18 protein-coding genes and 1 pseudogene are annotated in these 23,477 nt (G+C 62.7%); 13 read left to right on the top strand and 6 right to left on the bottom strand.

Annotated features, from left to right (window positions below; translation table 11 throughout):
* From ACR30Z_RS03900 to ACR30Z_RS03880, 5 genes are all read left to right on the top strand, one after another.
* Window positions 1–1,557 (top strand): lipopolysaccharide biosynthesis protein, encoded by a 1,557-nt coding sequence (locus ACR30Z_RS03900; protein ID WP_434371288.1) that lies wholly within the window; start codon window positions 1–3, stop codon window positions 1,555–1,557.
* A 105-nt stretch (window positions 1,558–1,662) separates the two neighbouring features.
* The gene (locus tag ACR30Z_RS03895) at window positions 1,663–2,748 is read left to right on the top strand and encodes a glycosyltransferase family 4 protein (protein ID WP_434371287.1); all 1,086 of its coding nucleotides are present in this window, start codon (window positions 1,663–1,665) and stop codon (window positions 2,746–2,748) included.
* Window positions 2,749–3,564 (top strand): PIG-L deacetylase family protein, encoded by an 816-nt coding sequence (locus ACR30Z_RS03890; protein WP_244296743.1) that lies wholly within the window; start codon window positions 2,749–2,751, stop codon window positions 3,562–3,564.
* 116 nt (window positions 3,565–3,680) lie between these two features.
* Entirely contained in the window at window positions 3,681–5,156 is a 1,476-nt protein-coding gene (locus tag ACR30Z_RS03885; RefSeq protein ID WP_434371286.1) for an ArnT family glycosyltransferase, read from the top strand.
* 179 nt (window positions 5,157–5,335) lie between these two features.
* The gene (locus ACR30Z_RS03880) at window positions 5,336–6,478 is read left to right on the top strand and encodes a hypothetical protein (RefSeq protein WP_434371285.1); all 1,143 of its coding nucleotides are present in this window, start codon (window positions 5,336–5,338) and stop codon (window positions 6,476–6,478) included.
* A 350-nt stretch (window positions 6,479–6,828) separates the two neighbouring features.
* Here the strand turns inward: ACR30Z_RS03880 and ACR30Z_RS03875 are convergent, their stop codons facing one another.
* From ACR30Z_RS03875 to ACR30Z_RS03865, 3 genes and pseudogenes are all read right to left on the bottom strand, one after another.
* Window positions 6,829–7,746, bottom strand: coding sequence for a GGDEF domain-containing response regulator (locus tag ACR30Z_RS03875; protein ID WP_144650659.1), 918 nt, complete (start codon window positions 7,744–7,746; stop codon window positions 6,829–6,831).
* Window positions 7,743–11,201 (bottom strand): response regulator, encoded by a 3,459-nt coding sequence (locus tag ACR30Z_RS03870; RefSeq protein WP_434371284.1) that lies wholly within the window; start codon window positions 11,199–11,201, stop codon window positions 7,743–7,745. Before ACR30Z_RS03870 ends, ACR30Z_RS03875 begins: the two co-directional genes overlap by 4 nt.
* Window positions 11,202–11,351: 150 nt before the next feature.
* Window positions 11,352–13,018: pseudogene (locus ACR30Z_RS03865) on the bottom strand (alkaline phosphatase D family protein).
* 222 nt (window positions 13,019–13,240) lie between these two features.
* Between ACR30Z_RS03865 and paaA the strand changes: the two are divergent.
* From paaA to ACR30Z_RS03835, 6 genes are read left to right on the top strand one after another with little or no spacing between them, the layout of a single operon-like run.
* Window positions 13,241–14,236 (top strand): 1,2-phenylacetyl-CoA epoxidase subunit PaaA, encoded by a 996-nt coding sequence (gene paaA, locus ACR30Z_RS03860; RefSeq protein WP_144650650.1) that lies wholly within the window; start codon window positions 13,241–13,243, stop codon window positions 14,234–14,236.
* Window positions 14,236–14,613 carry a 1,2-phenylacetyl-CoA epoxidase subunit PaaB gene (gene paaB, locus ACR30Z_RS03855; protein WP_144650647.1) on the top strand — a complete coding sequence of 126 codons (378 nt, stop codon included), beginning with the start codon at window positions 14,236–14,238 and terminating at the stop codon, window positions 14,611–14,613. The genes paaA and paaB overlap by 1 nt, the downstream gene beginning before the upstream one ends.
* A gap of 11 nt (window positions 14,614–14,624) precedes the next feature.
* Window positions 14,625–15,542, top strand: coding sequence for a 1,2-phenylacetyl-CoA epoxidase subunit PaaC (gene paaC / locus ACR30Z_RS03850; RefSeq protein ID WP_434371386.1), 918 nt, complete (start codon window positions 14,625–14,627; stop codon window positions 15,540–15,542).
* Window positions 15,539–16,108, top strand: coding sequence for a 1,2-phenylacetyl-CoA epoxidase subunit PaaD (gene paaD / locus ACR30Z_RS03845; RefSeq protein ID WP_434371283.1), 570 nt, complete (start codon window positions 15,539–15,541; stop codon window positions 16,106–16,108). Before paaC ends, paaD begins: the two co-directional genes overlap by 4 nt.
* A 10-nt stretch (window positions 16,109–16,118) precedes the next feature.
* Entirely contained in the window at window positions 16,119–17,324 is a 1,206-nt protein-coding gene (paaE, locus tag ACR30Z_RS03840) for a 1,2-phenylacetyl-CoA epoxidase subunit PaaE (RefSeq protein ID WP_144650640.1), read from the top strand.
* A gap of 8 nt (window positions 17,325–17,332) precedes the next feature.
* Entirely contained in the window at window positions 17,333–18,112 is a 780-nt protein-coding gene (locus tag ACR30Z_RS03835; RefSeq protein WP_434371282.1) for an enoyl-CoA hydratase/isomerase family protein, read from the top strand.
* On the opposite strand, the gene ACR30Z_RS03830 is transcribed toward ACR30Z_RS03835, so the two are convergent.
* Window positions 18,109–19,647, bottom strand: a complete 1,539-nt coding sequence (locus ACR30Z_RS03830) for a hypothetical protein (protein WP_434371281.1) — start codon at window positions 19,645–19,647, stop codon at window positions 18,109–18,111. The genes ACR30Z_RS03835 and ACR30Z_RS03830 overlap by 4 nt on opposite strands.
* A gap of 151 nt (window positions 19,648–19,798) precedes the next feature.
* Here ACR30Z_RS03830 and ACR30Z_RS03825 point away from each other — a divergent pair, with 151 nt between their 5' ends.
* The gene (locus ACR30Z_RS03825; protein ID WP_434371280.1) at window positions 19,799–20,752 is read left to right on the top strand and encodes a lipid kinase; all 954 of its coding nucleotides are present in this window, start codon (window positions 19,799–19,801) and stop codon (window positions 20,750–20,752) included.
* Between the two features lie 35 nt (window positions 20,753–20,787).
* Window positions 20,788–21,228: a VanZ family protein gene (locus tag ACR30Z_RS03820; protein ID WP_434371279.1), complete on the top strand. Its 441-nt coding sequence runs from the start codon at window positions 20,788–20,790 to the stop codon at window positions 21,226–21,228.
* Here ACR30Z_RS03820 and ACR30Z_RS03815 read toward each other — a convergent pair.
* Window positions 21,225–21,848 carry a hypothetical protein gene (locus tag ACR30Z_RS03815; RefSeq protein ID WP_434371278.1) on the bottom strand — a complete coding sequence of 208 codons (624 nt, stop codon included), beginning with the start codon at window positions 21,846–21,848 and terminating at the stop codon, window positions 21,225–21,227. The two genes, ACR30Z_RS03820 and ACR30Z_RS03815, sit on opposite strands and share 4 nt — an antisense overlap.
* Window positions 21,845–23,377 (bottom strand): polysaccharide biosynthesis tyrosine autokinase, encoded by a 1,533-nt coding sequence (locus ACR30Z_RS03810; RefSeq protein ID WP_167510474.1) that lies wholly within the window; start codon window positions 23,375–23,377, stop codon window positions 21,845–21,847. The genes ACR30Z_RS03815 and ACR30Z_RS03810 overlap by 4 nt, the downstream gene beginning before the upstream one ends.
* Between the last annotated feature and the right edge of the window lie 100 nt (window positions 23,378–23,477).

The following is a 23,477-nucleotide window of genomic DNA, read 5'->3' as shown; positions in this document are numbered from 1 at the left end:
GTGGATGAATCCCAGCAATCCATGACCATAGCCGTGCGTGAAAGGCCCCGAGCCGAACGCAGGGACAGAACTCAAGGTCAAGACGTCAACATAGCTGAAAACAGCGGCTTCCTTGCCATATCCGCGGGAGTAGTGGGCGTGGTGAGCTATGCCTGCACGCTGCTCATGGCCAACATGCTGGGAACAGCGGACTACACGCAATTCGCCGCCGCCGCAATGATTCTTGGGGTTGTGGGAGTCGTAGCCAACGCGCTGGTGCCACTTCCCCTGTCGCATGTTGTGGCAGTACATCCGCAAGGATCCGATGAGCGGCAGAGTGGCATGGCCTTCTCGGTCTTCGTATCGTGCCTGGCGGGTATTGCCGCTGCCATCATCACGGGCAGCGTGATGCTTGCGCTCGCCACTCCGGCTATGGCTGCTGCCGTGGGGTTGGCTGCACTGGCCATCTTCATAGTCAATGCGCCCGCCGGATGGCTGCAGGGCGAGCTCCGCTTCATGTGGTATGCCGTGTCCACTGTTGGCGAGGTTGTCCTCAGGTTGATCTTCAGCCTGTTGGTCATTGTGATGGCGTGGGGTGCAGGTGGGGCGGTCATGGGCTTCGTTGTGGCGTGCCTGGCCCCGTTGGTTGTCCCATGGTCGTTCTACCGGGATCTTCGCTGGCGTCCGCGGGTCTTGCTGGAGAAATGGCGTTGGGCGGAAACCAGCGATATCGCGTCCGTTCTGTGCGTCGTTTCCGTGCTGGTGGGCATCGACGTCGTGGTGGTCGGCTTCCTTGATAACGGCTCGGCCGCCGCGGCAGGATTCCAGGCGCTGGCCACTATCGCCAAGGGGCCGGTGTACGTCGCGGCCGGAACGGCGTTGGTGGCATTCCCCCTGCTCCGCACTCCTGGCGTCAAGGTTGGAGAGGTGCTTGGCGCTTCCTTCGCTTCGTTCGGGCAACTCGTGGTGGTGGCTTTCGCCATTATCGCTACCGCGCCGCCCCAGATGGCCGGCCTGATAGTCCCGCAGAAATACCACGCTTCCCTGGGCCTCCTGCCATGGCTGGCCGCGTCCGGTCTGGGCTACGCCGTCCTGATGGTGCTTGCCACCATCCTGCTCGCCATACGGGCCTACCGCCGCTGCCAAATCGGCCTCGCTTTGGCGTGCCTTCTGGTGGTGGGCGGGCTGTGGATCGGGTGGCAGCTCAATGCCGTCACTGGCATGGCGGTGGGCTCGGCCGTCGGGGCCGTGATGTCCGGGGTGGTCCTGGCAATTCTTGCGCGTCCCGTGTTGGTGACCGCTGATACAGGACCGGGCGCCGGCAAGTTGGTGGTTCTGGCGTTCGCCCTGATCTCGGCCCTTGCGGTCGCCGCGCTGCTGCAACCAATGGTGTGGCTCATGCTGGCCGCATTCAGTGGGCTTGCGGTTCTTGCCCACCAGCGCGGCCTGCTGCCGCACAGGAACGATTTCAGGATCTCCCGGAGACGCCGTGCCCACAGACGGAATACGGATGGAGGCCGCCAGCAGTACCGGGCACGCCACATGGGTGAAACAGGGACCCGGTCCCGCTGTGCTTAGTGCAGTGGCTGGGCCCTCCACAGATATTGAGACGGAAAGACAGCGATGAGAGTTTTACATCTGGGTTTCGAAGATCCACGCATGCCTGGAGCAGGCGGAGGATCTGTGAGAACACACGAAATCAACCGCCGCTTGGCGGGAATGGGCTTCCGCGTCACCGTGCTGACCACCCGATATCCGGGCTGGCAGGAGCGCGAGGAGGACGGTGTGCACTATGTTCCGATTGGCTTCGGAGGTGGCGGCAGCCGACTGACCAGACTGCTGGCGTATGTTGCCCGCCTGCCCTTCGAAGTACATAGGCGCCGGTCAACTGCGGAACTGGTGGTTGAAGACTTCTTTGCTCCGTTTTCCACCATGGCCGCACCACTATGGACCAGGCGTCCCACCGTCGGAGTGGTCCAATGGCTTCATGCCGAGGGCAAAGCACGGCAGTACAAATTGCCACTGCACTGGATCGAGAGATTGGGTGTCCGAAAGCATCGCCGGCTGATCTCGGTTTCGCAGGGAATTGCCGAACGCCTGGTCAGCCTGAATCCGGGCGCCCACGTGGACGTGATTGGAAACGGGGTGGATCCGGCGGCATGGAAACCGGAGCCCCATGTTGGCAAGGACATTTTGTTCATGGGGCGCCTGGAGTTCGGTCACAAGGGCTTGGATCTCCTCCTGGAGGCTTGGGCACGGTGCTGCAACCGGATAGATGGCAACCTGCTCATTGCCGGATCAGGCCCTGACGAAGCCTCGTTGCGCGCAGCCATTGACGACGCCGGTCTCTCGGAACGAGTGCGCCTGCTCGGGTGGTTGTCTGGAGAGAAAAAGTTTCAGGCCCTCAGCGATGCCCGATTAGTGGTTGTGCCTTCCCGGCACGAGACCTTCGGCTTAGTGGCCATCGATGCATTGGCGACCGGAACGCCAGTGATCACCTTTGACATTCCTTGCCTCCGGGAGATCGTGCCGCCCGGCGCGGGGTGGCTGGTTGAAGCCTTTGACGTTGACGCCTTCGGTGACGAGATCTCCCGCAGATATGTGCAGTCCGGGCTGGAGGAGGCTGGCGCGCTCGGACGGGAGTTCGCTGCTGCCTATGACTGGGATGCGCTCGCCGGGATGCAGGCCACTTCCTACCGAGAATCTCTCCGTGCTTTGAACCAGAAACAAGGCAGGCTGCAAAATGCCGGCTATCAGGAAAGGGCTTGAATGCCGCACGCATCAAGAATCGAACGATCCATGGCGGGAGACGCGCCTTGGTTGTTCCTGTCACCCCACCTTGATGACGCAGTGCTGTCCTGCGGTGCTCTTATCGAGGCGCAGGCCCAAAAGCGTCAGATTATCGTGGCCACGCTTTTCACCGAGGCATCGCCGGCACCACACACGCGAGCGGCACGGTCCTTCATGCGCCAATGCACCATCGGGGACGCCGGGGAGCTGTTTAACGCCCGGCGATCCGAGGACCGAACAGTACTGGAATCGATGGGTGTCCACTCCATTCACCTTGGCGAAGTGGATGCACTGTTTCGGCGCCGACGTAGACCCCCGCAATGGGGGAGCAGCGCGTGGGAAAGGCTCCTGCCGGAGCTCACCCACCGTTACCCCACCTACCGGTTCGACATTGCATTGGGCAGGATCTCCAAGGGCGACACGGGGCTTGTTCGCCACCTCCGAAGGGATGTGGCCGGGCTCATGGCCCAGACAAAGGCGGAGTTGCTCTTTTGCCCCGCGGGGGTGGGAAGGCATGTGGATCATCTCATTACCCGTGACGTCGGCACAGGCCACGGCGAAAACTTGGTGATGTACTCGGACTTTCCCTACGACCTCGTGTCGCAGCCGGATGAATCCCATATGAAAGGTGTGGGATACGTGCCTTGGATGTGGGACGAGGGCCTTGCAACCAAGACGGAACGGATCAAGCAATACGCCACACAAGCGGACGCCCTGTTTCCCGGTGGGGCGATCCCCTTGAAGCCGGAAACCTACTTCGTGCCCGGTCATATCAGCGTTCCAGCGCGTCAATGAGGGGCACCATGAATTCGGTGCAGGAGGTTGAACCATATCGACCGGCGGCCCGGGCCCGGAGGGCCGCAAGGAAGTCTCCTTGGGCCATTCGACATCCGTGGTGGGTTGCGGCGTGTGTGGGATGGCTTGCGGTGGTGTTCAGGGTGTTCGGTGTACAGCGTGCCAACGACGTGTTTATCGATGAAGTAACGTATGCGGACATAGCCCAACAGATAGCGGAAGGCCGCATGCCGTCGCTTTCCGGCACCCCCTTTTTTCTGCATCCTCCGGGTTCATATGCGTTCAACGCCCTGATTATTCGTGTCCTGGGCTTGGAAGGCCACCCTATGGATCTGGCCTTGCAACTGCGCTGGGTCAATTCTTTCCTTGGTGCTCTGACAGTGGTGGTTTGCTTTCTGTTGGTTCGCCGTCTGGCAGGACTGGTCCCCGCTGCGATAGCGGGCACCATATTGGCAAGTGATCCGTTCGTCCTCCGGATGGACGGTCGGTTGATGATGGAGACTCCAGCAGGTCTGGCTGTTTTGACGGGATGGCTCTTGGCTCTGTGGGCGCTCGGCTCCAAGCTGGGGCGCGGTCGCATGTGGCTTGAAATCAGCGCAGGGTTGGTTTTCGGGATAGCCATCGTCATGAAGGACATGACGGCCGTGTTTACCGTAGTGCCGCTGCTGGCCGCCGTGTTTTGGCGCAGAACCGTTCCTCTGCTGGCAGCCTTGCGTATTCTTGGCTGTTCAATCGTTCCTTACCTGATCTATTTGAGCGTGATTGCGGCCAACGGGCTGTTTTCGCAGTTCTTGGATCAAAAGTCGGTGGGCGTCCTCAGAATGGTTGGGGCCGTTCAGATGACTGGCTTTAATTCAGTCCCAGGGGTCAGCCTGACGGATCGTTTGCTGGATATGGCCGGCCGTTTCGGCACAAGCTATCTACTGCTGGGGCTTTCCGTTGTGGCGGGATTCGTAGTCGCTTTGTCTCCGCAGGTGGAGCGGCGGGTCATAGGGTTGTTCTCGGTTTTTACCGGTTCCGTTGGCGTCTACTCTGTGTTCTTCGGGGCGGCAGAGGAGCAGTTTGGCTACTGCGTGGTGCTTGCCGCGCTGGTTTCGATACCCATTGCCGCGGCCATGGTGGTGACGTGCCGCCCCCGCCTGCGTGGGGCCGTTGCCACTGCAGCGGTACTCATGACCGTTGTGAGTCTCTTTCTGGGTGTGCAGGCACGGTCCGTGGTTGATGACGGGCTTGTCCGTGCGCGGGATTGGATGATCGCTGTCCTGCCGGAGTCCTCGAAGGTGGGGCTGACGTCCGTAACTGGTGAGTTTGCACTGCTGCCTCACCAGGGTTGGGAGGTTTTGCCCTCGTTGAAGTCCCTTCGTGACGGCAACGCCGACTTTGTGCTGACTCAGGGGAGGCCGCTCAGTGAGGGCTACGGATTCGCTGCTCCTGAACTGCTGGGCTGGCTGCAGGACAACGCTCAGCCGGTCTTCACCTTTACTGGACCGACGTCGGGGGACACTGTTGTGTGGCGGCTGGACCGAGCCAGGCTGGATGCTGCTGTCGATGGAGGGCTGGTAATCCCTCCTGTCACCGGCGGTTACCCGTGAGGCGCCTTGTCCTTTTGATTCTGCTGCCGGCCATGGTAGTAACTGTGAGCGTCGGATGCAGCGCACGGGCCAAACCCGCAGAACCTGAACCTATGTCGTTCGGGGTTTTGGGCGGCACTTGCGCTCCCGATCGTCTGGCAGCACTACGGACGGCCGGGGCTTCAGCGGTGGAATTGCCGATGGCTTGGGACCGATACCAGCCGCAGGCGGGACAGGTGGACCGGGGATACGTTGCCGAGGTGCGGGCACGATTGAACGATTGCCGCGAAGCCGGAGTGGGGGTGGTTCTGTCTCCTGGCTTGCAGTACCCGCCCGATTGGGTGAGAGGTCTTCAAGGGGGCGTGCTGGAGGGAAGCGCCGGTGGTGCGCCAAAGGATGCCGGGGCAGAGTTGGTGTTCAGCTCAGAAGTGCGGAAAGCTGCCCAGGATTACTTTGCGAGGGTGCTGTCCGATCTTGGGCTCGCGGGCATTACCGCAATCCGCGTAGGGACGAACGCCAGTGGGGAGCTGGGGTACCCGGGACCCGACGACGGCGGAAAAGAAGGCGAGTTTTGGGCGTTTGGTGACGCTCCCCAGTTCGGCATCGGCCTGGCTGAGGGGCTGGCACCGTCACCGATGCCCGGATGGATCCCGGGCTCCAGAACATGGAACGGCAGGTCCGTTACTGACGAACAGGTCCAGAGGTGGTGGGGGTGGTACGCCGGATCTGTCGTTAATGCCGTGGCATGGCAGGTGGGAGAACTGCGGAAGCTCGGCTATCAAGGGCGGGTGCATGTTCCCGTTGCTGGCCGTGGGGTCCTGCCCGAGGACAGAGCGGCAGCTGTAAAAGGCCGCCTGGACGGGAGGGCAAACCCGGACGGCGCCCAGGAACGCGGCTTGGACTACGTGGAACAGTTCGCAGTTCTGGCACGCTTGCCGGGGGTGGACGTTGACTTCACTGGCGTGGACGACGTGTCGAACGTCAGAGCGCGTGCTGCCGCTCCGCCACAAGACCGATGTCAACCGGGCGACGACGCCAAGGTGATGGAAGACGTCTCATCTTGGTCATCGCACCGTTACACGAGCGCGTTGGCCCGGCGCGCGGGGCTGGGACTTGTGGGGGAGAACCCGGGACCTCCCGACTCTCCGTTCACCGGCGGCTCTCCGGAATCACACAGCCTTGCAGAACAGCTGCGGGCCGCTCCACAGTATGCCGACGAATGCGGGATGACCATGTTCTTGTTTGGCTTCGAAGACAACCTTTTTGAAGAAGGGGGGCGCGCCGAAAGCGGCGTCAGTGTTGACGACTACAAAGAAGTTATTCAGCGGATCCGGTCTCCTTGACGACCCACTCCGGGCTTGAGGCTCTCTTGGGGGACAAAAGGGATACGAAAGATCCTCGCCTGAGGGGGCATTCATCGGTCACGTCACGTTCACCAGACTGCGTGCACTCACTTAGTGGACGTCCTCGACGTTGCTAGTCCGAAGATTCGATAGGAGACCACACCCGTGACCAAAGACAGAGCCGTGACCAAATACAGACCCGTGACCAAGACAGAGGCACAGGCGGCTACCGTCTTCCGGCTGGTACTGGGAACGTCAACGAGCGGAACACCCAGAGCACGGCGTGCTGACTCGAGCCTGTCTCGTATCGTGAGTTCACATTCCGGACACCACAGAGCCGGCTCGTCGGGTCAGTCTGAGCCGTGCGGGAGTGCACTGGCCAAGGTCACCCGGTTACGGCCGGAGGCCTTCGCCGCGTACAGGGCGAGGTCGGCTTCGCGGAGAAGCTGCTCGGTGCCGGCACGGTGCCCGTCCGTGAACGCGGAGACGCCGGCACTGATGGTCAAGATGCCGTCAGGGTCCCCGGAGTGCTCGATCCTCAGGGCCGCCACGGCTGACCGCACGCGTTCCATGACCGCCCCGGCGCTCGCTGTTGACTGCTCACCCAGGACAAGCAGGAACTCTTCGCCGCCAAACCTGTAGACGGCGTCGGACTTTCGGACCGCGCCAGCCAACGATGTTGCAATCGCTACCAACGCAGCGTCCCCGGCCTGATGACCGTAGATGTCGTTGTAGCTCTTGAAGTTGTCCACATCCACCATGGCCAGGCAGTAGTCGTGATCATTGCGGTGGAGATTTCCCAGGTCCTCCGACAACTTCAGGCGGTTGTGCAACTTGGTCAGGGGGTCCGTGCGTGCCTGTTCCGTCAGCGCAGAGCGGTAACGTGCCAGGTCCGCATGCAGCGAGGTGATGCGCTGGGCGGCCAGGAGCCGGATGTGCAGGCTGAAGGGGTCCAACGGCTTGGTGACATAGTCGTCAGCACCGGCTTCCATGCCGGCCAGGACGTCCTTCCGTGAGCCGTGGGAGGTCACCAGAATGATGTAGGTGTAGCTGTCCTCCTCGGCGGCCCGGATGGCCCGGCAGAGGTCCAATCCGTTGAGGCCGGGCATCATCAAGTCGGTCACCACAGCTTCCGGGCTGTGCTCCTTGTATAGCTGCCACGCCGAGTCTCCGTCCACGGCAACGATGCACTCATGACCGGACTGCTCAACGGCGGCCTTGGTGATCATCCGGGAGATCTGGTCGTCGTCGGCGATCAGGACTTTCATGAAGCTCCTTGGAGAGTGCGTTCGAGGGCAAGGTCCACCCGCGTGAGTTCCGCTTGCAACTGCGCCAGCACCGGTCTGCATTGTGCGGCCAGGTCCGGGCCTGCTTCACGGCCGGATCGTTCCAAATCCTTGCACAGGACTGCCGCGCCCACTGCTCCGATATTGGCTGCCGCGCCGGCGAGTTTGTGAGCGGCCGTCTCCACGGTTGGGGCCTGCCCGGCGTCCAGTGCGGAACGAAGCACTTCCAAGGTCGCTTCGGCATCCTGGCGGAAAGCCCTGACGGCCTCGGGGAGCAGGCCTAAACCGTCCGCGGGACCAAGTTCGCGCAGGATCTGCAGCCTCCCCGCGTCCAGGACATCGGCATCCGGGACGCCCGCGTCCAGAACAACAGCGTTCGACGGCGGTGCTGCCGACGGCTGAGGTGTCCCGCCCGACGCCGCGTTGCCCGCTGGCCTGACTGCCGCCGTCGACGTTTCAATAACCTCCGGGACCCAGCGGGTGAGGACTTCCCCAAGTTTGGCCAGGTCCACGGGCTTGCTGATGTAGTCGTCCATGCCCGCCGCGAAGCAGCGCTCGCGGTCCTCGTTCAATGCTCCGGCCGTCATGGCGATGATGGGGATCCGGGCTGATTGTCCGTTGCGGGCCCGGATGGCCCTGGTTGCGTCGAAGCCGTCCATGACGGGCATATGGCAGTCCATGAGCACTGCGGCGTAAGTCCCGGACAGCGCTGCTGCAACGGCCTTGGCGCCGTCGTCCACGATGTCCACGTCGTAGCCCAGCCTGTTTGCCATGCCACGGGCTACCAACTGGTTGACCTCGTTGTCTTCCGCGACCAGAAGCTTTCCGATCCGCGGCACCGGTTCGTCGGACGCGACAATGGCAGGTTGGACCGGCAGCGCGGGAGCCCCCGGCGTTCTGGTGGCCATCAGGCGGAGGAGCCGGTTGTAGAACTCCGAGCTGCGCACAGGTTTGGTGAGGTATTCACGGATTCCGGCGGAGGCGAGGTCGCTTCTGTCCACTTGCATGGTGGAGGTCAGCAGGATGATTCCCGGTGATCCCGAGCCGTTGCCCTCGTTCTTGATGGTGCGGGCCAGTTCCAGGCCGTCGGTATCGGGCATGCACATGTCCACCACGGCGATGTCGTAGGGGCGGCTGTTCAGCACGGCCGTGCGGTATGCATCCATTGCTGAGGCAGCGTCGGCAACGGCCACTGGCTGCATGCCCCAACTGGCCAGTTGCGTTTCCAACACCAATCGGTTGGTGGCATTGTCGTCCACCACCAGCACCCTCCGGCCAGCGAGCGTGGCAGGCAAGGTGCCGGTATCGGACACCGCCGGGCCAACGGGAAGTTCCAGGACAAACCAAAATTTGCTGCCCGTTCCCGGCTCGCTCTCGAGCCCGATCCTGCCGCCCATGACCTCGGTGAGACGTCGTGAGATGGCCAAGCCAAGGCCCGTGCCCCCGTACCGCCGTGTGGTGGAAGCATCGGCCTGGGCGAAGGATTCGAACAACCGGTGATGGTCTTCGGCGCTGATGCCGATCCCGGTGTCCCGGACTTCAAAGCGCAATGCGGCGTTCTCTGGATCCCGGCTGACCACGGAAACCTGAATTTCGACTTCGCCGGCTGGGGTGAACTTCACTGCGTTGGAGGAAAGATTCAGCAGGATCTGGCGGATTCGTCCGGAATCGCCCATCAAGCGCTCCGGAACGTCGGGGTGGCAGTAGGAGATGAGTTCCAGGTTCTTCCCCTGCGCGGCTTCTGCAACCAACCCAGCTACCTCATCCACCAAAGCGCGGGGATCGAAGGAGTTCACATCCAGGTCAACTTTCCCGGCTTCCAATTTGGAGAAGTCAAGGATGTCGTTGATCAGGGTCAGCAGGACCTCGCCGGCGCCTTTGACGCCTTGGGCGTACTGCCGCTGGCCCTCGCTCAGGGGCGTGTCCATCATGAGCGATGTCAGGCCGATCACGGCGTTGAGGGGAGTGCGGATCTCGTGGCTCATGGTGGCCAGGAATTCGGATTTGAGCCGGCTCGCTTCCAGCGCGGCTTCACGTGCGGCGAGGAGTTCGGTTTCGGCTGCTTTGCGTTCGGTGATGTCGCGCGAAATAGTGGCTACCCCGCGGATGCCGGTGTCACCCCGGACGGGGGACAGCGTTACTGACACCGGAATAACTTCGCCGTCTCCGCGCCTTCGCCGAGTCTCGTAATTCTGCACATCTCCGCTGTGGGCCGTGGCCTCCAACGCCTCGCGTTCCTTCTCCATCAACTCGGCGGGAACGAAGAAATCGCCCTTCCTGCCGATGGCTTCAGACGCCGGATACCCGAAGATGCGCTCCGCCCCGGGGTTCCAACTGGTGATGACGCCGTCGGGTGTTTCGCCGATGATGGCGTCGCCGGAGGAATTAACGATTGCTCCGAGGCCCTCCAGTTCGGCAGTGCGTTCGGCCACCTTCGACTCGAGGTCGCGGGTCAGCGTTACATTCTCGACGACGATCAGCACCTGCCGCACGATGACGAAAGTCACCGTCACCAGCCCGGTGACCACCAAGATGGGGTCTTCGCCAATGGGCCGGCTGCGCGAGAAGAAGACGGCACTGAACACGGGGAGATAGGGGAGCAGTTCAAGGGCCGCGGCGTAGGCGCGCCCGTCTTTGCGCGTACTGTCCGCTTCAGGGAGCAGCGGGCTTAGCCCCACCAGCAGGAAGGCAAGAACCCAGCCCAAGGCCAAGGGGGATCCCGTGACACCCGTGATTCCTTCGAGGGTCAAGCGCATGTAAGCGAGGTCCGTAATGGCCAGGATCCAGAAACCAAGGCCCATGCTCAGCCACGGCAGCCTCCGGCCACGGGCTGCACGCATGGTCAGGACGATGACTACCGAGACCATGAAGACATCCGCGATGGGGTAGGCCATCTGCGTGATGTGGGCAAAGGCGTCCTGGTCCTTGGCGCCTGCCAACGTACCCAGCACGGAGCTCCACGCAATGAAGAAGGTGGCACTTGCCACCACGCCGGCATCCAGGATGGTGCGGCGCAGTGAAGTGCGGAGTCCCTGGCCCCTCAGCAGCAGCACAAGTCCAATGGACGTGGGCAGCGCGTACCAAACAAAGCCGATGTCCGCGAAGGAAGGGAACGGGTACTGGTGGTCCAGCGTGATGCCGTTGATGGTCCACACGGTTTGCCCCGCGCTCCACACGGCCAGGCCTGCCACGATGAACCATCGGCCCGCCGCGTTGTCCTGTCGTTTCCGGGCAGCGAGGGTGTGGGTGGTCAGCGCGGTGAGTGCAGCGAGAAGGATCGCCAGGTCACCGGCCAGTTGCGCCGTCGTCGTTCCTGATCCGCTTGCCAGGCCAACGACCAGCAATACCAAGCAGACGCCTACAGGCACCAGGAAGAGCGGCCATCCATGCCCCGTCACCAATCGCACCGGAAGAACCCCGTGCTTCACTCCTGCCACTGAACCCCTGCCTTCGAACGTGGCCCCACCCAAAAGCGAACAACGCGTCTTGCCTGCGCTGAGGAGAGCATACGCCGAATCACCCCAAGTAGGGGACAGCACATGCTCTTATGAACGCTCATTAGGACATGCGCTGTCCCCTTACGTGAGTCAGCGTTCCGGGGTGAGCGTCTTTGAGTAGATCACCACACCATTCGCGTTGCGGAGGCTCACGGTAAAGAGACCATCGGCAGCGAGGTCCACGTGCCCGAAGTACTGGTTCTCGCCGTCGCGCGGTGACTCACCAGGGAAGCGTCCGGCCTTGGCGAACAGCACCTCCGGCCCGAACGTCTTGTCCATCTCACTTGGCCCGAAAGAGCCAGCGTTGATGGGCCCGGCGACGAACTCCCAGAACGGGTCGAAGTCCGTAAAGGAAGCCCGCTCGGGGGAGTAGTGGTGCGCGGCGCAGTAGTGGACATCGGCGGTCAGCCAAACGGTGTTCTTCACGCCAAATTTCTTGAACGCCGAAAGCACTCCCGCGATCTCCAGTTCGCGGCCCAAAGGAGCTCCGTGGTCACGGTTGGCCAGGCTTTCCTGGTTTACAGCGCCATCGGGCACGATGATGCCGAGCGGCAGGTCGGCGGCGATCACCTTCCATGTTGCTTTGGACTTCCGTACTTCCTTGATCAGCCAGTCCACCTGCTCCTGGCCCAGGATGTTGGTGGCGTACGGTTCCTTGCCGTCGGTGTTGGGGGACTTGAAGGTCCGCATGTCCAAGCAGAATATGTCCAGCTGTGGGCCTCGCGAAATCTTCCGGTAGATGCGCGCGGGCTGGTACCGGCCGGCGTCGACCGTTCCGGGGCGCCACAGCGCTGCGGCGTCGGCGATCGGCATATTTTCCTGCCACGCCTGGCGACCACGCGCAGCGAGGACGTTGACGTTCCGTTCGGTGTAGCGGGGGTCGTCCAGCATTTCGCCGGGGTACCAGTTGTTGGTGGTCTCGTGATCGTCCCATTGTGCGATCACGGGCACGTCCGCGAACATGGCGCGCATGTTGGCGTCCAAGGAGTTGTAGCGGTGCCGGCCGCGGTATTCCTTAAGGGTTTCAGCCACTTTGGAGACTTCCTCGGTGACGATGTTGCGCCACACCTGCCCGTCCTTCTCCGTCACGGAGGCAGCGATGGGGCCGTCGGCGTAGATGGTGTCGCCGGAGTGGATGAAGAAATCGGGCTTGGTGGCATGCATGGCTTTGTAACCGCGCATGCCGCCCAGGTCTTCGTTGATGCCCCAGCCTTGGCCTGCGGTGTCGCCGGTCCAGACGAAGCTCTGCGAGGAAGACGACGGCCTGCCGCCTCCGCCCGCGTCTTTCGTGCCGCCGTCGTACTTTCCCTTCACGGAACCGGGCGCCGTGCTGAACGTGCCGCGGACTGCCTCACCGAGGCCGTTCTCATCCTCGAAATTCAGTTCCAGGGCGAAGCGGGTACCTGCGGGCAGGCCGGTGGCGTGGATCTTGGCGGTGTAGTCGCTGGCGTCGGTGGCCAGGGGACCACGGATGGTGCGGCTGAAACCGTACCGGCCACGCAGGATTTCCCCTGAGTCGTCCACTGCCTGCAACAAAGCCGTGAGCCGGCCGGGGCCTGAAGCGCGGGACCAGAGGACGGCAGAGTCCGTGGTGACGTCCCCGGTGGCGATCCCGGTGGGCAGCGTGAGGCGCTTGCGGATTAGGGGAATGGCGCCCGGAGAGCAGAAGCTGACGGAGAACCAGCGGCGGTTGCGCCGGCGACGGCGAGTGTGGCGAGGGAGGTTTTGACGAGCGCGCGGCGAGAAAGGTGAGTCATGGTTCCACTCTGATGAGCCTCGGTGAACGGAAGATGTGGCTGAGGTGACGGATTCTGCTGGATCATTCGGGTGGGCCGGCCCGTCCGTCGCGTGGTGCCGGCGGTTGCCGGCGGGCAGCGTGGAATGATCCAGCAGAATCTGCGTGACGGCCCAAAAGCTTGACTGAAAACATCCGCTCCGCATATTCTGAACGAACGGTCGGTAATTTATTAGGAGCAACCATGGCATCGCAGAATCTGCAGTCAGTGCCCGCTGAGCTGTCCCCGGAGGAGCAGGAGCGGGAGGCAGCCGGTCAGGCGTATTTTGATCGCATCATTTCGGAGGACTCGCGCATCGAACCGCGCGACTGGATGCCAGCGGCTTACCGCAAGACTTTGCTGCGCCAGATCTCGCAGCACGCACACTCGGAAATCATTGGCATGCAGCCGGAAGCCAACTGGATCACCAGGGCACCGAGCTTGAAGCGCAAGTCCATCCTCATGGCCAAGGTCCAGGATGAGGCCGGCCACGGACTGTACCTGTACTCGGCCGCCGAGACCCTGGGACAATCCCGGGACCAGATGATGGAAGACCTGATTGCCGGCAAGGCGCGGTACTCGTCCATCTTCAACTACCCCACGATTTCCTGGGCAGACATGGGAGCCATCGGCTGGCTTGTTGATGGCGCCGCCATCTGCAACCAGGTGCCCCTGTGCCGTGCCTCGTACGGTCCTTACGGTCGCGCAATGGTGCGCATCTGCAAGGAAGAGTCGTTCCACCAGCGCCAGGGTTTCGAGATTCTGCTGGAGCTCTCCAACGGCACAGCTGCGCAGAAGCAGATGGCCCAGGATGCAGTGAACCGCTGGTACGCGCCGTCGCTGATGATGTTCGGCCCGCCGGATGACGATTCACCCAACTCCAAGCAGTCCATGGCCTGGAACATCAAGCGCTTCAGCAATGACGAGCTGCGCAGCCGGTTCGTCGGGATGATGGTGGAGCAGGTTCGGGTCCTCGGACTGACCCTCCCTGATAAGGACATCCGTTTCAACGAAGAAACCAAGAAGTGGGAGCACGGACCCCTGGACTGGAATGAGTTCAAGGAAGTCTTGGCCGGCCGCGGTCCCTGCAACTCGCAGCGCGTAGAGCGCCGCCGCGAGGCACACGAAAACGGTGCCTGGGTTCGGGAAGCAGCAGTGGCCTACGCCCGTAAGCAAGCACAGAAAGAGAACGCAGCATAATGGCTCCTCACGGAAACCCGGAAGCACCTGGCAGCGCCGCCAGCGAAATCAACCGCGAGGCCCCCAAGGTTGCGGCCACCACTGAAGAGCACCAGGAATCCCCATGGTCCCTGTGGGAGGTCTTCGTGCGGTCCAGCCGCGGCCTCTCCCACGTGCACGCCGGTTCCTTGCACGCACCCGATGCCGCCATGGCCCTCCGGAACGCCCGCGACCTGTACACCCGCCGCAACGAGGGCGTGTCCATCTGGGTTGTCCCGGCCGAGGCGATTTCCTCCAGCGATCCCGACTCCAAGGGTTCCTTCTTCGAGTCGCCGCAGGGCAAGGATTACCGCCACGCCACCTACTACACCAAGAGTGAAGGCGTGAAGCACCTGTGACCACTAAAGACGTGACCAACCACGACACTGACTTCGCCATCGAAGGCCACGGCGACATTTCCGTCGGCGTTCACGGAGCCGGCGCATCCGGTGATGGGTCCGCCAGCGCCACCCGCATCACGCCGGGCAATGCCCTGCGTCCCGAGGACATCGCGCTGGAAATCAGCCGCGGCCAGGTCAAGCCCAGCAACGACGTCGCGGAGTTCGCCCTGCGCATTGGCGACGACGGCCTGATCCTCGCCCAGCGCCTGGGCCACTGGATTTCCCGTGCTCCTGAGCTTGAGGAAGACATAGCCCTCGGCAACATCGCACTGGACCAGTTGGGCCACGCACGTTCCTTCCTGACCTACGCCGGTGCCGCCTGGGGCAAGTCCGAGGACGACCTCGCGTACTTCCGCCGCGAGCACGAGTTCCGGTCTGCCCACCTATTCGAGCAGCCCAACGGCGATTTCGCGGTGACCATAGCCCGTCAGTTCATCGTGAGCTTCTACCAGTTCCAGCTCTACACACGCCTCATGGAGTCCACGGACGCCACCATCGCAGCCATCTCCGCGAAGGCCGTGAAGGAAGTGGATTACCACCGCGACCACAGTGCCCAGTGGGTCCTGCGCTTGGCCGGCGGTACTGACGAGTCGCGTGCCCGAATCATCCAGGGCTTCAAGCTCGTGTGGCCGTATGTGGACGAACTCTTCGAGGACGACGAGCTGACCACCCGCCTGGCCGAGGCCGGCGTCACTGTTCAGCCCTCCAGCCTCCGTGCCGAGTTCGACCGCCTCACCGGCGAGATCATGACCGAAGCGGACTTGCAGATCCCCGGCGTTCCGCAGGCATTGGGCGGCGGCCGCCGCGGCAAGCACTCGGAATTCCTGGGCTACATCCTTGCGGAGATGCAGGTCCTGGCCCGCGAACACCCCGGCGCGAGCTGGTGACCAGCGTGGCAACGCAGGTACGCACCGGGCTGGAAAAGTCCGCTGAGCAGCGGGCCTGGGACATTGCGTCCACGGTCTGCGACCCGGAGATCCCGGTCCTCACCATCGAGGACCTGGGGATTTTGCGCGGCGTGCGGGTCATCCCCACAGAAGCAACTGACAGGCACGACGGCGGCGCCTCAGGTACCGCCGTCGAGGTCACCATCACGCCCACGTACTCGGGTTGTCCGGCGATGGACGCCATTGGCGACGACCTGCGGAAGGCCTTCGAGGCCGAGGGCTACGCGAGTGCGCACATCAACCTGGTGTTGTCGCCCGCATGGACCACGGACTGGATGACCGATTCCGGCAAGGCGAAGTTGGAGGAGTACGGGATCGCACCGCCCAGTGGCAGGGCTGCCGCCGGGGGTCATTCGGGTCCCGTCCGCCTGAGCCTGGCCGTGAAATGCCCGCAGTGTTCCTCGCTCAACACCAAGGAACTCACCCGCTTTGGTTCCACCTCCTGCAAGGCGTTGTTTGTCTGCCAGGACTGCAAGGAACCGTTCGACTACTTCAAAGTCCTCTAAGGAAGCAGCCATGACCACCGAAACACAGACGGCCAGCCGCCGTCGTGCGTCTTTCCACAACCTGACTGTCGCGGAAGTCCGGCGCCTCACGGACGATGCCATCGAGGTCACGTTCGGTGTTCCCGCCGAGCTCGCCGGGCAGTATGACTACCTTCCCGGCCAGTACGTCGCCTTGCGCACCACGCTTCCCGATGAGAACGGCGAGCCGCACGAGGTACGCCGCAGTTACTCGATTTGCGCAGAGCCGCGCAGCTTCGAAGACGGCAGCAGCGAGATCCGTGTAGCTATCAAGAAGGATCTTGGCGGTTTGTTCTCCACGTGGGCGAACGCCGAACTCAAGGCCGGCGATGTCCTGGACGTCATGAGCCCGCAGGGTGCGTTCATATCGCGGCACGGCAAGGACGGCTCCTCAGTCCAGCACAACGTCATGAATTCCATGAACCACCCGGAGGAACTGGCGGGGGAGCCGGGCAGCTTCGTGGCCATCGCCGCAGGTTCGGGCATTACACCGGTGATCGCGATTGCACGGACGCTGCTGGCTGCCAACCCGGAGACACGCTTCGACCTGGTGTACGCCAACAAGGCCGCCATGGACGTCATGTTCCTGGAGGAGCTGGCGGACCTGAAGGACAAGTACCCGTCGCGCCTGGCCCTGCACCATGTGTTGTCCCGCGAGCAGCGAATTGCCCCGTTGATGACCGGGCGCATCGACTCGGAGAAGCTGCAGACCCTGCTCAGCAGCGCCATCCGTGCCGAGGATGTGGACGAGTGGTTCCTGTGCGGGCCGTTCGAGTTGGTCCAGCTGTGCCGCGATACCCTCGCTGCCCGGGGTGTTGAGCCGGAGCACGTCCGGTTTGAGCTTTTCACCACCGGCCGACCGGATCGCCCCGAGGGCAACGCCGGCCGACCTGTTGTGGCGGACGAGTCGCAGGACACGTACAAGATCACGTTCACGCTGGATGGCCTCACCGGCGATGTTGCCAGCCCCACGCACGCACGCGAGTCCATCCTCAACGCCGCGCTGCGTGTCCGCCCGGACGTTCCGTTCGCGTGTGCCGGCGGTGTCTGTGGCACCTGCCGCGCCAAGTTGATCACCGGTACGGTGACCATGGATGAGAACTACGCCCTTGAACAGGACGAGCTGGACAAGGGCTACGTCCTCACTTGCCAGTCCCACCCCACCAGCGAAGAAGTTACCGTCGACTTCGACGTCTAAGGAGTCCCATGATCGAGCTCTCCATTGCCAACGGCATTGCCGAGATTGTCCTCAATGCCCCCGAAAAGCTGAACTCGCTTAACGAGGACGCGCTTGCCGAACTGGATAAGGCGTTCGACGACGCTGCTGCCGCCGCCTCGCGCGGTGAAGTGCGGGCGCTGCTGCTTCGCGGAGAGGGACGCGCCTTCTGCGCTGGCCGCGACATCGCCGCTGTGACTCCCGAAACCGACGATGCCCAGGCTTACCTGGGGGGACTCGTAGAGCCGCTGCTCAAAAAGATGGCTGCGTTCCCGGCGCCGACGTTTGCTGCCGCGCATGGTGCTTGCCTGGGAGTTGGGCTTGGACTGCTGCTGGCCACGGACGTGGTGTATGTGGCGGAGAATGCCAAGTTTGGGTCACCGTTTGCGAAGCTCGGTGCGACGCTTGATTCCGGCGGGCATTGGTACTTCACCGAACGCCTCGGAATGCACCGCACCTTGGACCTCATCTACACGGCCGACCTCATGACCGGGGCCGAAGCCGTGGCACAGGGTATGTTCAGCCGGGCGATGCCTGCTGATGTCCTGCTCGATGAGACCCGGGCGATTGTTGCGCGGGTCGCCGCGGGCGCGACCCAGGCGTTTGTTGCGTCCAAGGAGCTCGTGGCACACATCCGCGACCAGCGCCTGGGCCTGTGGGATTCCATGGTGGAGGAGAACGCAGAGCAGGCACGCCTGTGCAAGACCGACGACTACGCCGAGGGTTTCCGGGCTTTCCAGGAGAAGCGGGCGCCCGTTTTCAAGGGCTAGACGAACTCCTTGAGGAGCTTGTAGCCGGCCACTTTCCCCTCCAAGGATATGACGGCCATGCCATTGTCCGTGGTGTTCACGTCGGTGAGAGCGCCATAGGTGAGCGCTGGCACGGCCGTGCCGCCTTTGACACACGGGAAGGCTGAGTAGGACCCTGCCCCGGGAGCATCTTGGTAGGGGCCATGAGGGGGCATGGTGTAGGTGGTCTCTTTCAGGCACACGAAGACGTCCTCGAACGATGTGCCACGGTATTTCCCGGCGGTGGTGTCCCAAAGGTTTGCGCTCCAAAAAGTACCTGCAATAACCCGGTCTCCACGGCTGAGCGATGGCAAAAGGCCGTAGTCGCCCCAGTGTCGGACCTCTACCGCTTTGGTTTCCCAAGCTGCGTCGCCGGTGAGTGGATCGTAGCCGACGAGCTTCGACAGGCCACCACGATATTTCCCGGCAGGGAACTCAATGTGGCCTTCCGTATATTCGCACCTGACCGGGAATGCCTCACCGCCTTCCAATTTGGTGGCGGCGGTTCCAATTGTCTTGGCACACTCCACCTGCGAGCCTTCGGCTGTCCAGAGAACCCGTGCGCTGGAAGCCCGGAAGCCTACAGTTTTGGTGGACTCGCGCAGGTTGAGTGAGAAGGTCTGCCCTGTGAATTTGTCGGGGGAGAACTCCGTGGGGTTGATTCCAACGGAGCCGACGTAAAGGTCCAGCTTTTTGGAGTAGGTGAAGTGCCAGCCCATTCCGGTGTTGGCCCCTTTGCCAAAGATTTTTTCGATCTCGACTTCCCAGAGCACCTCGCCGTAGGAGACGTGGGCCAACTTTTCGACGCCGTCCGTCACCACCGAGTACAGTTCCTTGCCCACCGGTCGGAAATTGCCGCTGAGGGGGTTGATGTCGGGACCGCCCGCTTCCTCGCCGGATTCCAAGTCAACCCAACGTTCCACAGTGTGGCCATCTTCATCGAAGGCGATGAAGCACAGGTCCTGGACGTCGTCGCAGGCAAAGGGGCGGGTGCTGACCAGCTCTTCCCTGCCGCGATAGATTTCCTTGCCTGTTCCAAGGTCAAAGGCTACGGGCGCTGTCCACCAGGTCTCGCCGCCGTCGTTGGCTGGTGGTGTTGCGGCCTGCAGGAAGATCGCCGCACTCTTGCCACTGGGGGTCCTGGTAACCACAGGTTCAAGCGGCACGCCCGGCGCTTCATATCCGGGATGAACGGGCTGCGTCCACAGCTCCTTGCCGTCGGCCACAGAGATGGCATGGGCAGCAACGCCTGCGGTGCTCTTGGCGTAAACCAAAGCGACACCGTCGGCCACCACAGGCTGTCCGATGGGATCCAGCGGAACTTCCCACGCCGCCGTCGTGATTTCTGTGTTTCGCTCGAGTGGAGCGTCGCTCGGCGTCGGCGTGCTTGCAGCAGGTGTAGCGGGCTGGGGGAGCAGACTGCACGACGCAAGCAGCATCGCTGCGCCCACGGCTACGATGCCGAGTCCCACAGGCTTCAGGCGGGCGGAAAGCTGCGCCGATGGAAAGAGATTCATGGTTCCCCCAGGAACATCAATGGTTCAGCACCTGCAGGGCGGAGTTCCAAACCAGAAAAGGCCAGCTAAGCGTGGCTCAGATTGAGGATACAGTGCGGATCACCGGCCGCCCAGAAAGCTCGCAGGGTTCTCCAAGGTACTTCCGCCTAGCATGGTTCACATGAAGGCTGCTCGAGAGGCGCGCTCTGCTGCCGTGGTGATAAATGCTGGATCACGTCGCGGGGCGGCTTCAACCGAATTGGCCGTGGACGCGATGCGAAGGGCTGGTGTGCCTGTCCGTTCCGTGCATCCCGTGAAGTCCGGGACGGAACTGTTTCAGACCCTGCGGCGCGTGGTCGCGGACGGGCACGACCTTGTAGTTGTCGGTGGCGGTGACGGCACCATGACCTCCGCGGCAGGACTACTTGCCGGGACTGACATCATGCTGGGCGTTCTCCCGCTGGGCACCGCCAATGACTTTGCCAGAACCCTCGAGATACCGGGTGGCCTCACAGAGGCCTGCGCTGTCATTGCTGACGGGAAGGTGGTGGACGTTGACCTTGGTCGGGCGAATGGCGAGCCGTTCCTCAACGTCGCGTCAGTTGGGCTTTCTGTGGGCGTTACCGAGGCACTTAGTCCTCGCTTGAAGCGACGCATCGGGTCCTTGGCCTATGGCATCGCCACCATGCAGGCCTACGCGCGGCACAAGCCGTTCCGGGCTCGTCTTGAGTTCCCCGAGGGTGACCATGAGCCGATGGAGCTTGAAGACGTTCTTCAGGTCGCCGTGGGCAATGGCAGGCATTACGGCGGCGGCAACATCGTGTCACCCATGGCAGGCATTGATGACCACACCCTGGATATCTATGCCATCCTGGCGGCACCGCTGAGGGAACACGTCAAGATCGCGCGGTTGCTCAAGGATGGAAGCTTCATTGAGCATGACCGTGTTTACCACTTGGCTACGCGGAGGGTCCGTCTGGTCACTGAGCCGCCGCTGTCGGTGAACCTCGACGGGGAAATCGCTGCAGTCACGCCCGCCGATTTCAGTGTGCAGCGCAACGCCGTTCACGTCATAGTGCCGCAGAGCAGCAACAGTGCCTCGTTCGAGGGTCCGTCGAGGCATTGATCCCGGAGCGTCCTGTCCTCATCTAGGCTGGACGAATGACCACAGCCAAAAGCCGGATGCTGCAGATCAGCCGGCGGTGGCCAGGGGCAGCATTCGCCGCCTACCTGGTGGCACTGGCCTTCGTGGTCTTCCTTCCATCAAAGGAAGCAAGCACGGTCACCGGCTTTGTGGGCATCATTGCCGGTTGGCTCGCGGCCCTGGGCCTGCCCTACAAGGAAGCCGCTGTCACAGTTGAATTTGTATCCAACGTGATCATGTTCGTCCCGTTCGGCGGATTGGTCCGCTGGCTGTGGCCCGACAGCTGGAACTGGTGGCGCATCCTGTTGCTGGGCGCGGCGTCGTCCACGTTCATAGAACTCACGCAGCTCTTGATCCCCGGCCGGGTGACAGCAGTCTCGGATGTCATCGCCAACAGCGCGGGCGCGATGGTCGGCGCGGTGGTAGTTGTGTGGCTGCGCCGGCGACTCAGCCGCTAGAGGTGTTTGCCGAGGATGGATACGACGTCATCACTGTAGGTGGCGATCCGGTGTGCAACCTCGCGGTGGACAGCTTCCGTAGCGTTGATGGGGTCCGGAATGTCGTCGGCGTCGCCTAGCTCGGCGGTGGACCTGACGGCGGCGATTCGCCGCACCAAACCCGCGACGCCGGAAGCCGTGCCCTTGCCTGTCACAGCGGCCCAACTCGGCGCAGGGGGAAGGCTCTGGCCAAGCGGAAGGGACTCGGCTGCCCGAACGAACTCCGCCATGGTGAACGTTTGTTGAGCTGCGCCTGGATACTTCTTGACCAGCTCATCGCGTTGCTTGCGGGTCATGGTCAAGACGAGCTCGGCCTCACCCACCAGAACTTCGGTGATTTGCTTGCCAAATGATCCCGCGGAGTTGCCGCCGTACTCTGTTGAGAGGGCCGCTGGCAGCGGCTCCATAGGAGCGTTCACGGCGGCGTGCAGCCCTGCGCTGCCCACTGCGAAGTTCCCGATCCCGGCCTTCGACAACCGGGCACGAATCAACTGCTCAGCGAGCGGGGAGCGGCAGATGTTGCCGGTGCAGACGGTCAAAATCAACGACGGCGGCTGCGCGCCAAGGCTGACCGGCGTCACAGTGCGGGGGTGCTTTCGCGACGCCGCCCGCGGCGCTGTCCGTCCAGGGGAACGTGGTTGGCGGCATCCACTGGCTGTGACTCCGACGCCGACACGTGCGTAGCCTTGGCAGCCTCGCCGCCAACGTCCTTGCGGTTGTAGTACGTGTAGTACTGGTAGCCGTAATCTTCACCCTTGGAGGACTTGCGGGAAACGCCGTTGATGATGAGGCCCAACGGACGGCCCCTGACGCGCTCCAGGTTTTGGAGGGCCCTCTTGAGTTGGTCGTAGGTGGTCTTCCCGGCCCGGCTGACCACGATCGCCCCGTCCGTTCGGGCGGTGAGGATTGCCGCGTCGGTCACTGGCAGCAGTGGAGGTGCGTCGACCAGGACGATTGCATGCTTGGCGATGTCTTCGAGCAGGGCGTGCATGACATTCGAGCCCAGAAGTTCGCTTGGGTTTGGTGGTACGGAGCCCGCACCGAGAACAAAGAGGTCGCCGGTCTCTCCCCACGGTTGGAGAACGTCATTGAGAGTTGCCCGGCCGATCAGCACATCCGTTAGTCCAACGTTGTTGAGGAGCCCGAAAGCCTTGGCGAGGGTTGGACGCCGGAGGTCGCCGTCAATCACAACAACACGTTGTCCGGACGCGGCGATGGTCTGGGCAAGGTTGGCCACAACGGTCGTCTTGCCCTCGCCTGGCAGTGCTGAGGTGACGACGATGATACGAGGGGGATTGTCGACGTCCATGAACTGCAGGTTGGTCCGCAGTTCGCGGATGGCCTCGGCCACAGCGTAGTCCTGGTGGTTCCTGTTCTCGAGGTCGTTGCCGCCGTGGGAGAGGACGATTCGGTTCTTGCCGTCGAAGTTCTTGTGGAAGGGGATCGTGCCGATCGCGGCGACACCAGTTTCCGCCTCGACCTGTGCAACGGAGCGGACGCGGCGGTCAAAGATGTTGCGGAGCAGGGCGTAGGCAATAGCAGCCACCAGGCCGGCCACCAGGCCGATGACCAAGGCAAGGCGGGTGTTCGGGGACGTAGGCGATGTGGGTAGCTGAGCGGCATCCAGTGACCGGAAGCTGACAATCGACGTTTCCGTACTGCTGGCGCCACCCCTTTCAAGCTGGTCGACCTGCTTGCCCACGGCGCGTACCCAGGCTTCGGCAAGATCGCGGGCCGACTCGGGGGAGCTGGCTTGCGCGGAGAACTTCAAGGTGGCGGTGTCCTGGGGATTCTGGACCGACACGCGAGCGATCAGTTGCTCCGGTGAGGTGTTTTGAAGCTTGAGATCCTTGATGACGGTCTCGGCTACGGAACGGGACTTGGCGACATCCATGTAGGACTTGGCACGCGATTTGGAGTAGGTCTCGCCTGCCATGGCGGTTCCGAGGTCCTTGTTCACACCAACCGAAATGATGCCGCTGGCGTCGGCGCTGAACACCTTTGTCTGGGTTAGGGTCCAGCCGAATGCCACTATCCCACCCAAGATGGTGATGGCAATAACTGATATCCAGTGCGCCCGGAGGACCTTCCAATAGTCCGTAAGCTCCATAGAATTGTCCCCCTGGTGATGTGTACGACGACACAATAAAGCACGCAGTTCTTGCGCTGAGTCATGAATATCGTAACGTGCTGTTCTAAAGGGCAACTCA

The sequence above is a fragment of the Paenarthrobacter sp. FR1 genome (genome assembly GCF_051106045.1).
GTDB lineage: Bacteria > Actinomycetota > Actinomycetes > Actinomycetales > Micrococcaceae > Arthrobacter > Arthrobacter nitroguajacolicus_A.
Note: the sequence above shows the minus strand (reverse complement) of the source record. Positions and strands in the feature narration are given on the sequence as shown.

Bases quoted from the DNA above. Each gene is read 5' to 3' on its own strand.
- ACR30Z_RS03830 (WP_434371281.1), bottom strand. From the start codon at position 19,647: ATGAATCTCTTTCCATCGGCGCAGCTTTCCGCCCGCCTGAAGCCTGTG.
- ACR30Z_RS03810 (WP_167510474.1), bottom strand. From the start codon at position 23,377: ATGGAGCTTACGGACTATTGGAAGGTCCTCCGGGCGCACTGGATATCA.
- ACR30Z_RS03890 (WP_244296743.1), top strand. From the start codon at position 2,749: ATGCCGCACGCATCAAGAATCGAACGATCCATGGCGGGAGACGCGCCT.
- ACR30Z_RS03835 (WP_434371282.1), top strand. From the start codon at position 17,333: ATGATCGAGCTCTCCATTGCCAACGGCATTGCCGAGATTGTCCTCAAT.
- paaB (WP_144650647.1), top strand. From the start codon at position 14,236: ATGGCTCCTCACGGAAACCCGGAAGCACCTGGCAGCGCCGCCAGCGAA.
- ACR30Z_RS03825 (WP_434371280.1), top strand. From the start codon at position 19,799: ATGGTTCACATGAAGGCTGCTCGAGAGGCGCGCTCTGCTGCCGTGGTG.
- paaA (WP_144650650.1), top strand. From the start codon at position 13,241: ATGGCATCGCAGAATCTGCAGTCAGTGCCCGCTGAGCTGTCCCCGGAG.
- ACR30Z_RS03875 (WP_144650659.1), bottom strand. From the start codon at position 7,746: ATGAAAGTCCTGATCGCCGACGACGACCAGATCTCCCGGATGATCACC.
- ACR30Z_RS03820 (WP_434371279.1), top strand. From the start codon at position 20,788: ATGACCACAGCCAAAAGCCGGATGCTGCAGATCAGCCGGCGGTGGCCA.
- paaE (WP_144650640.1), top strand. From the start codon at position 16,119: ATGACCACCGAAACACAGACGGCCAGCCGCCGTCGTGCGTCTTTCCAC.
- ACR30Z_RS03880 (WP_434371285.1), top strand. From the start codon at position 5,336: ATGGCTTGGGACCGATACCAGCCGCAGGCGGGACAGGTGGACCGGGGA.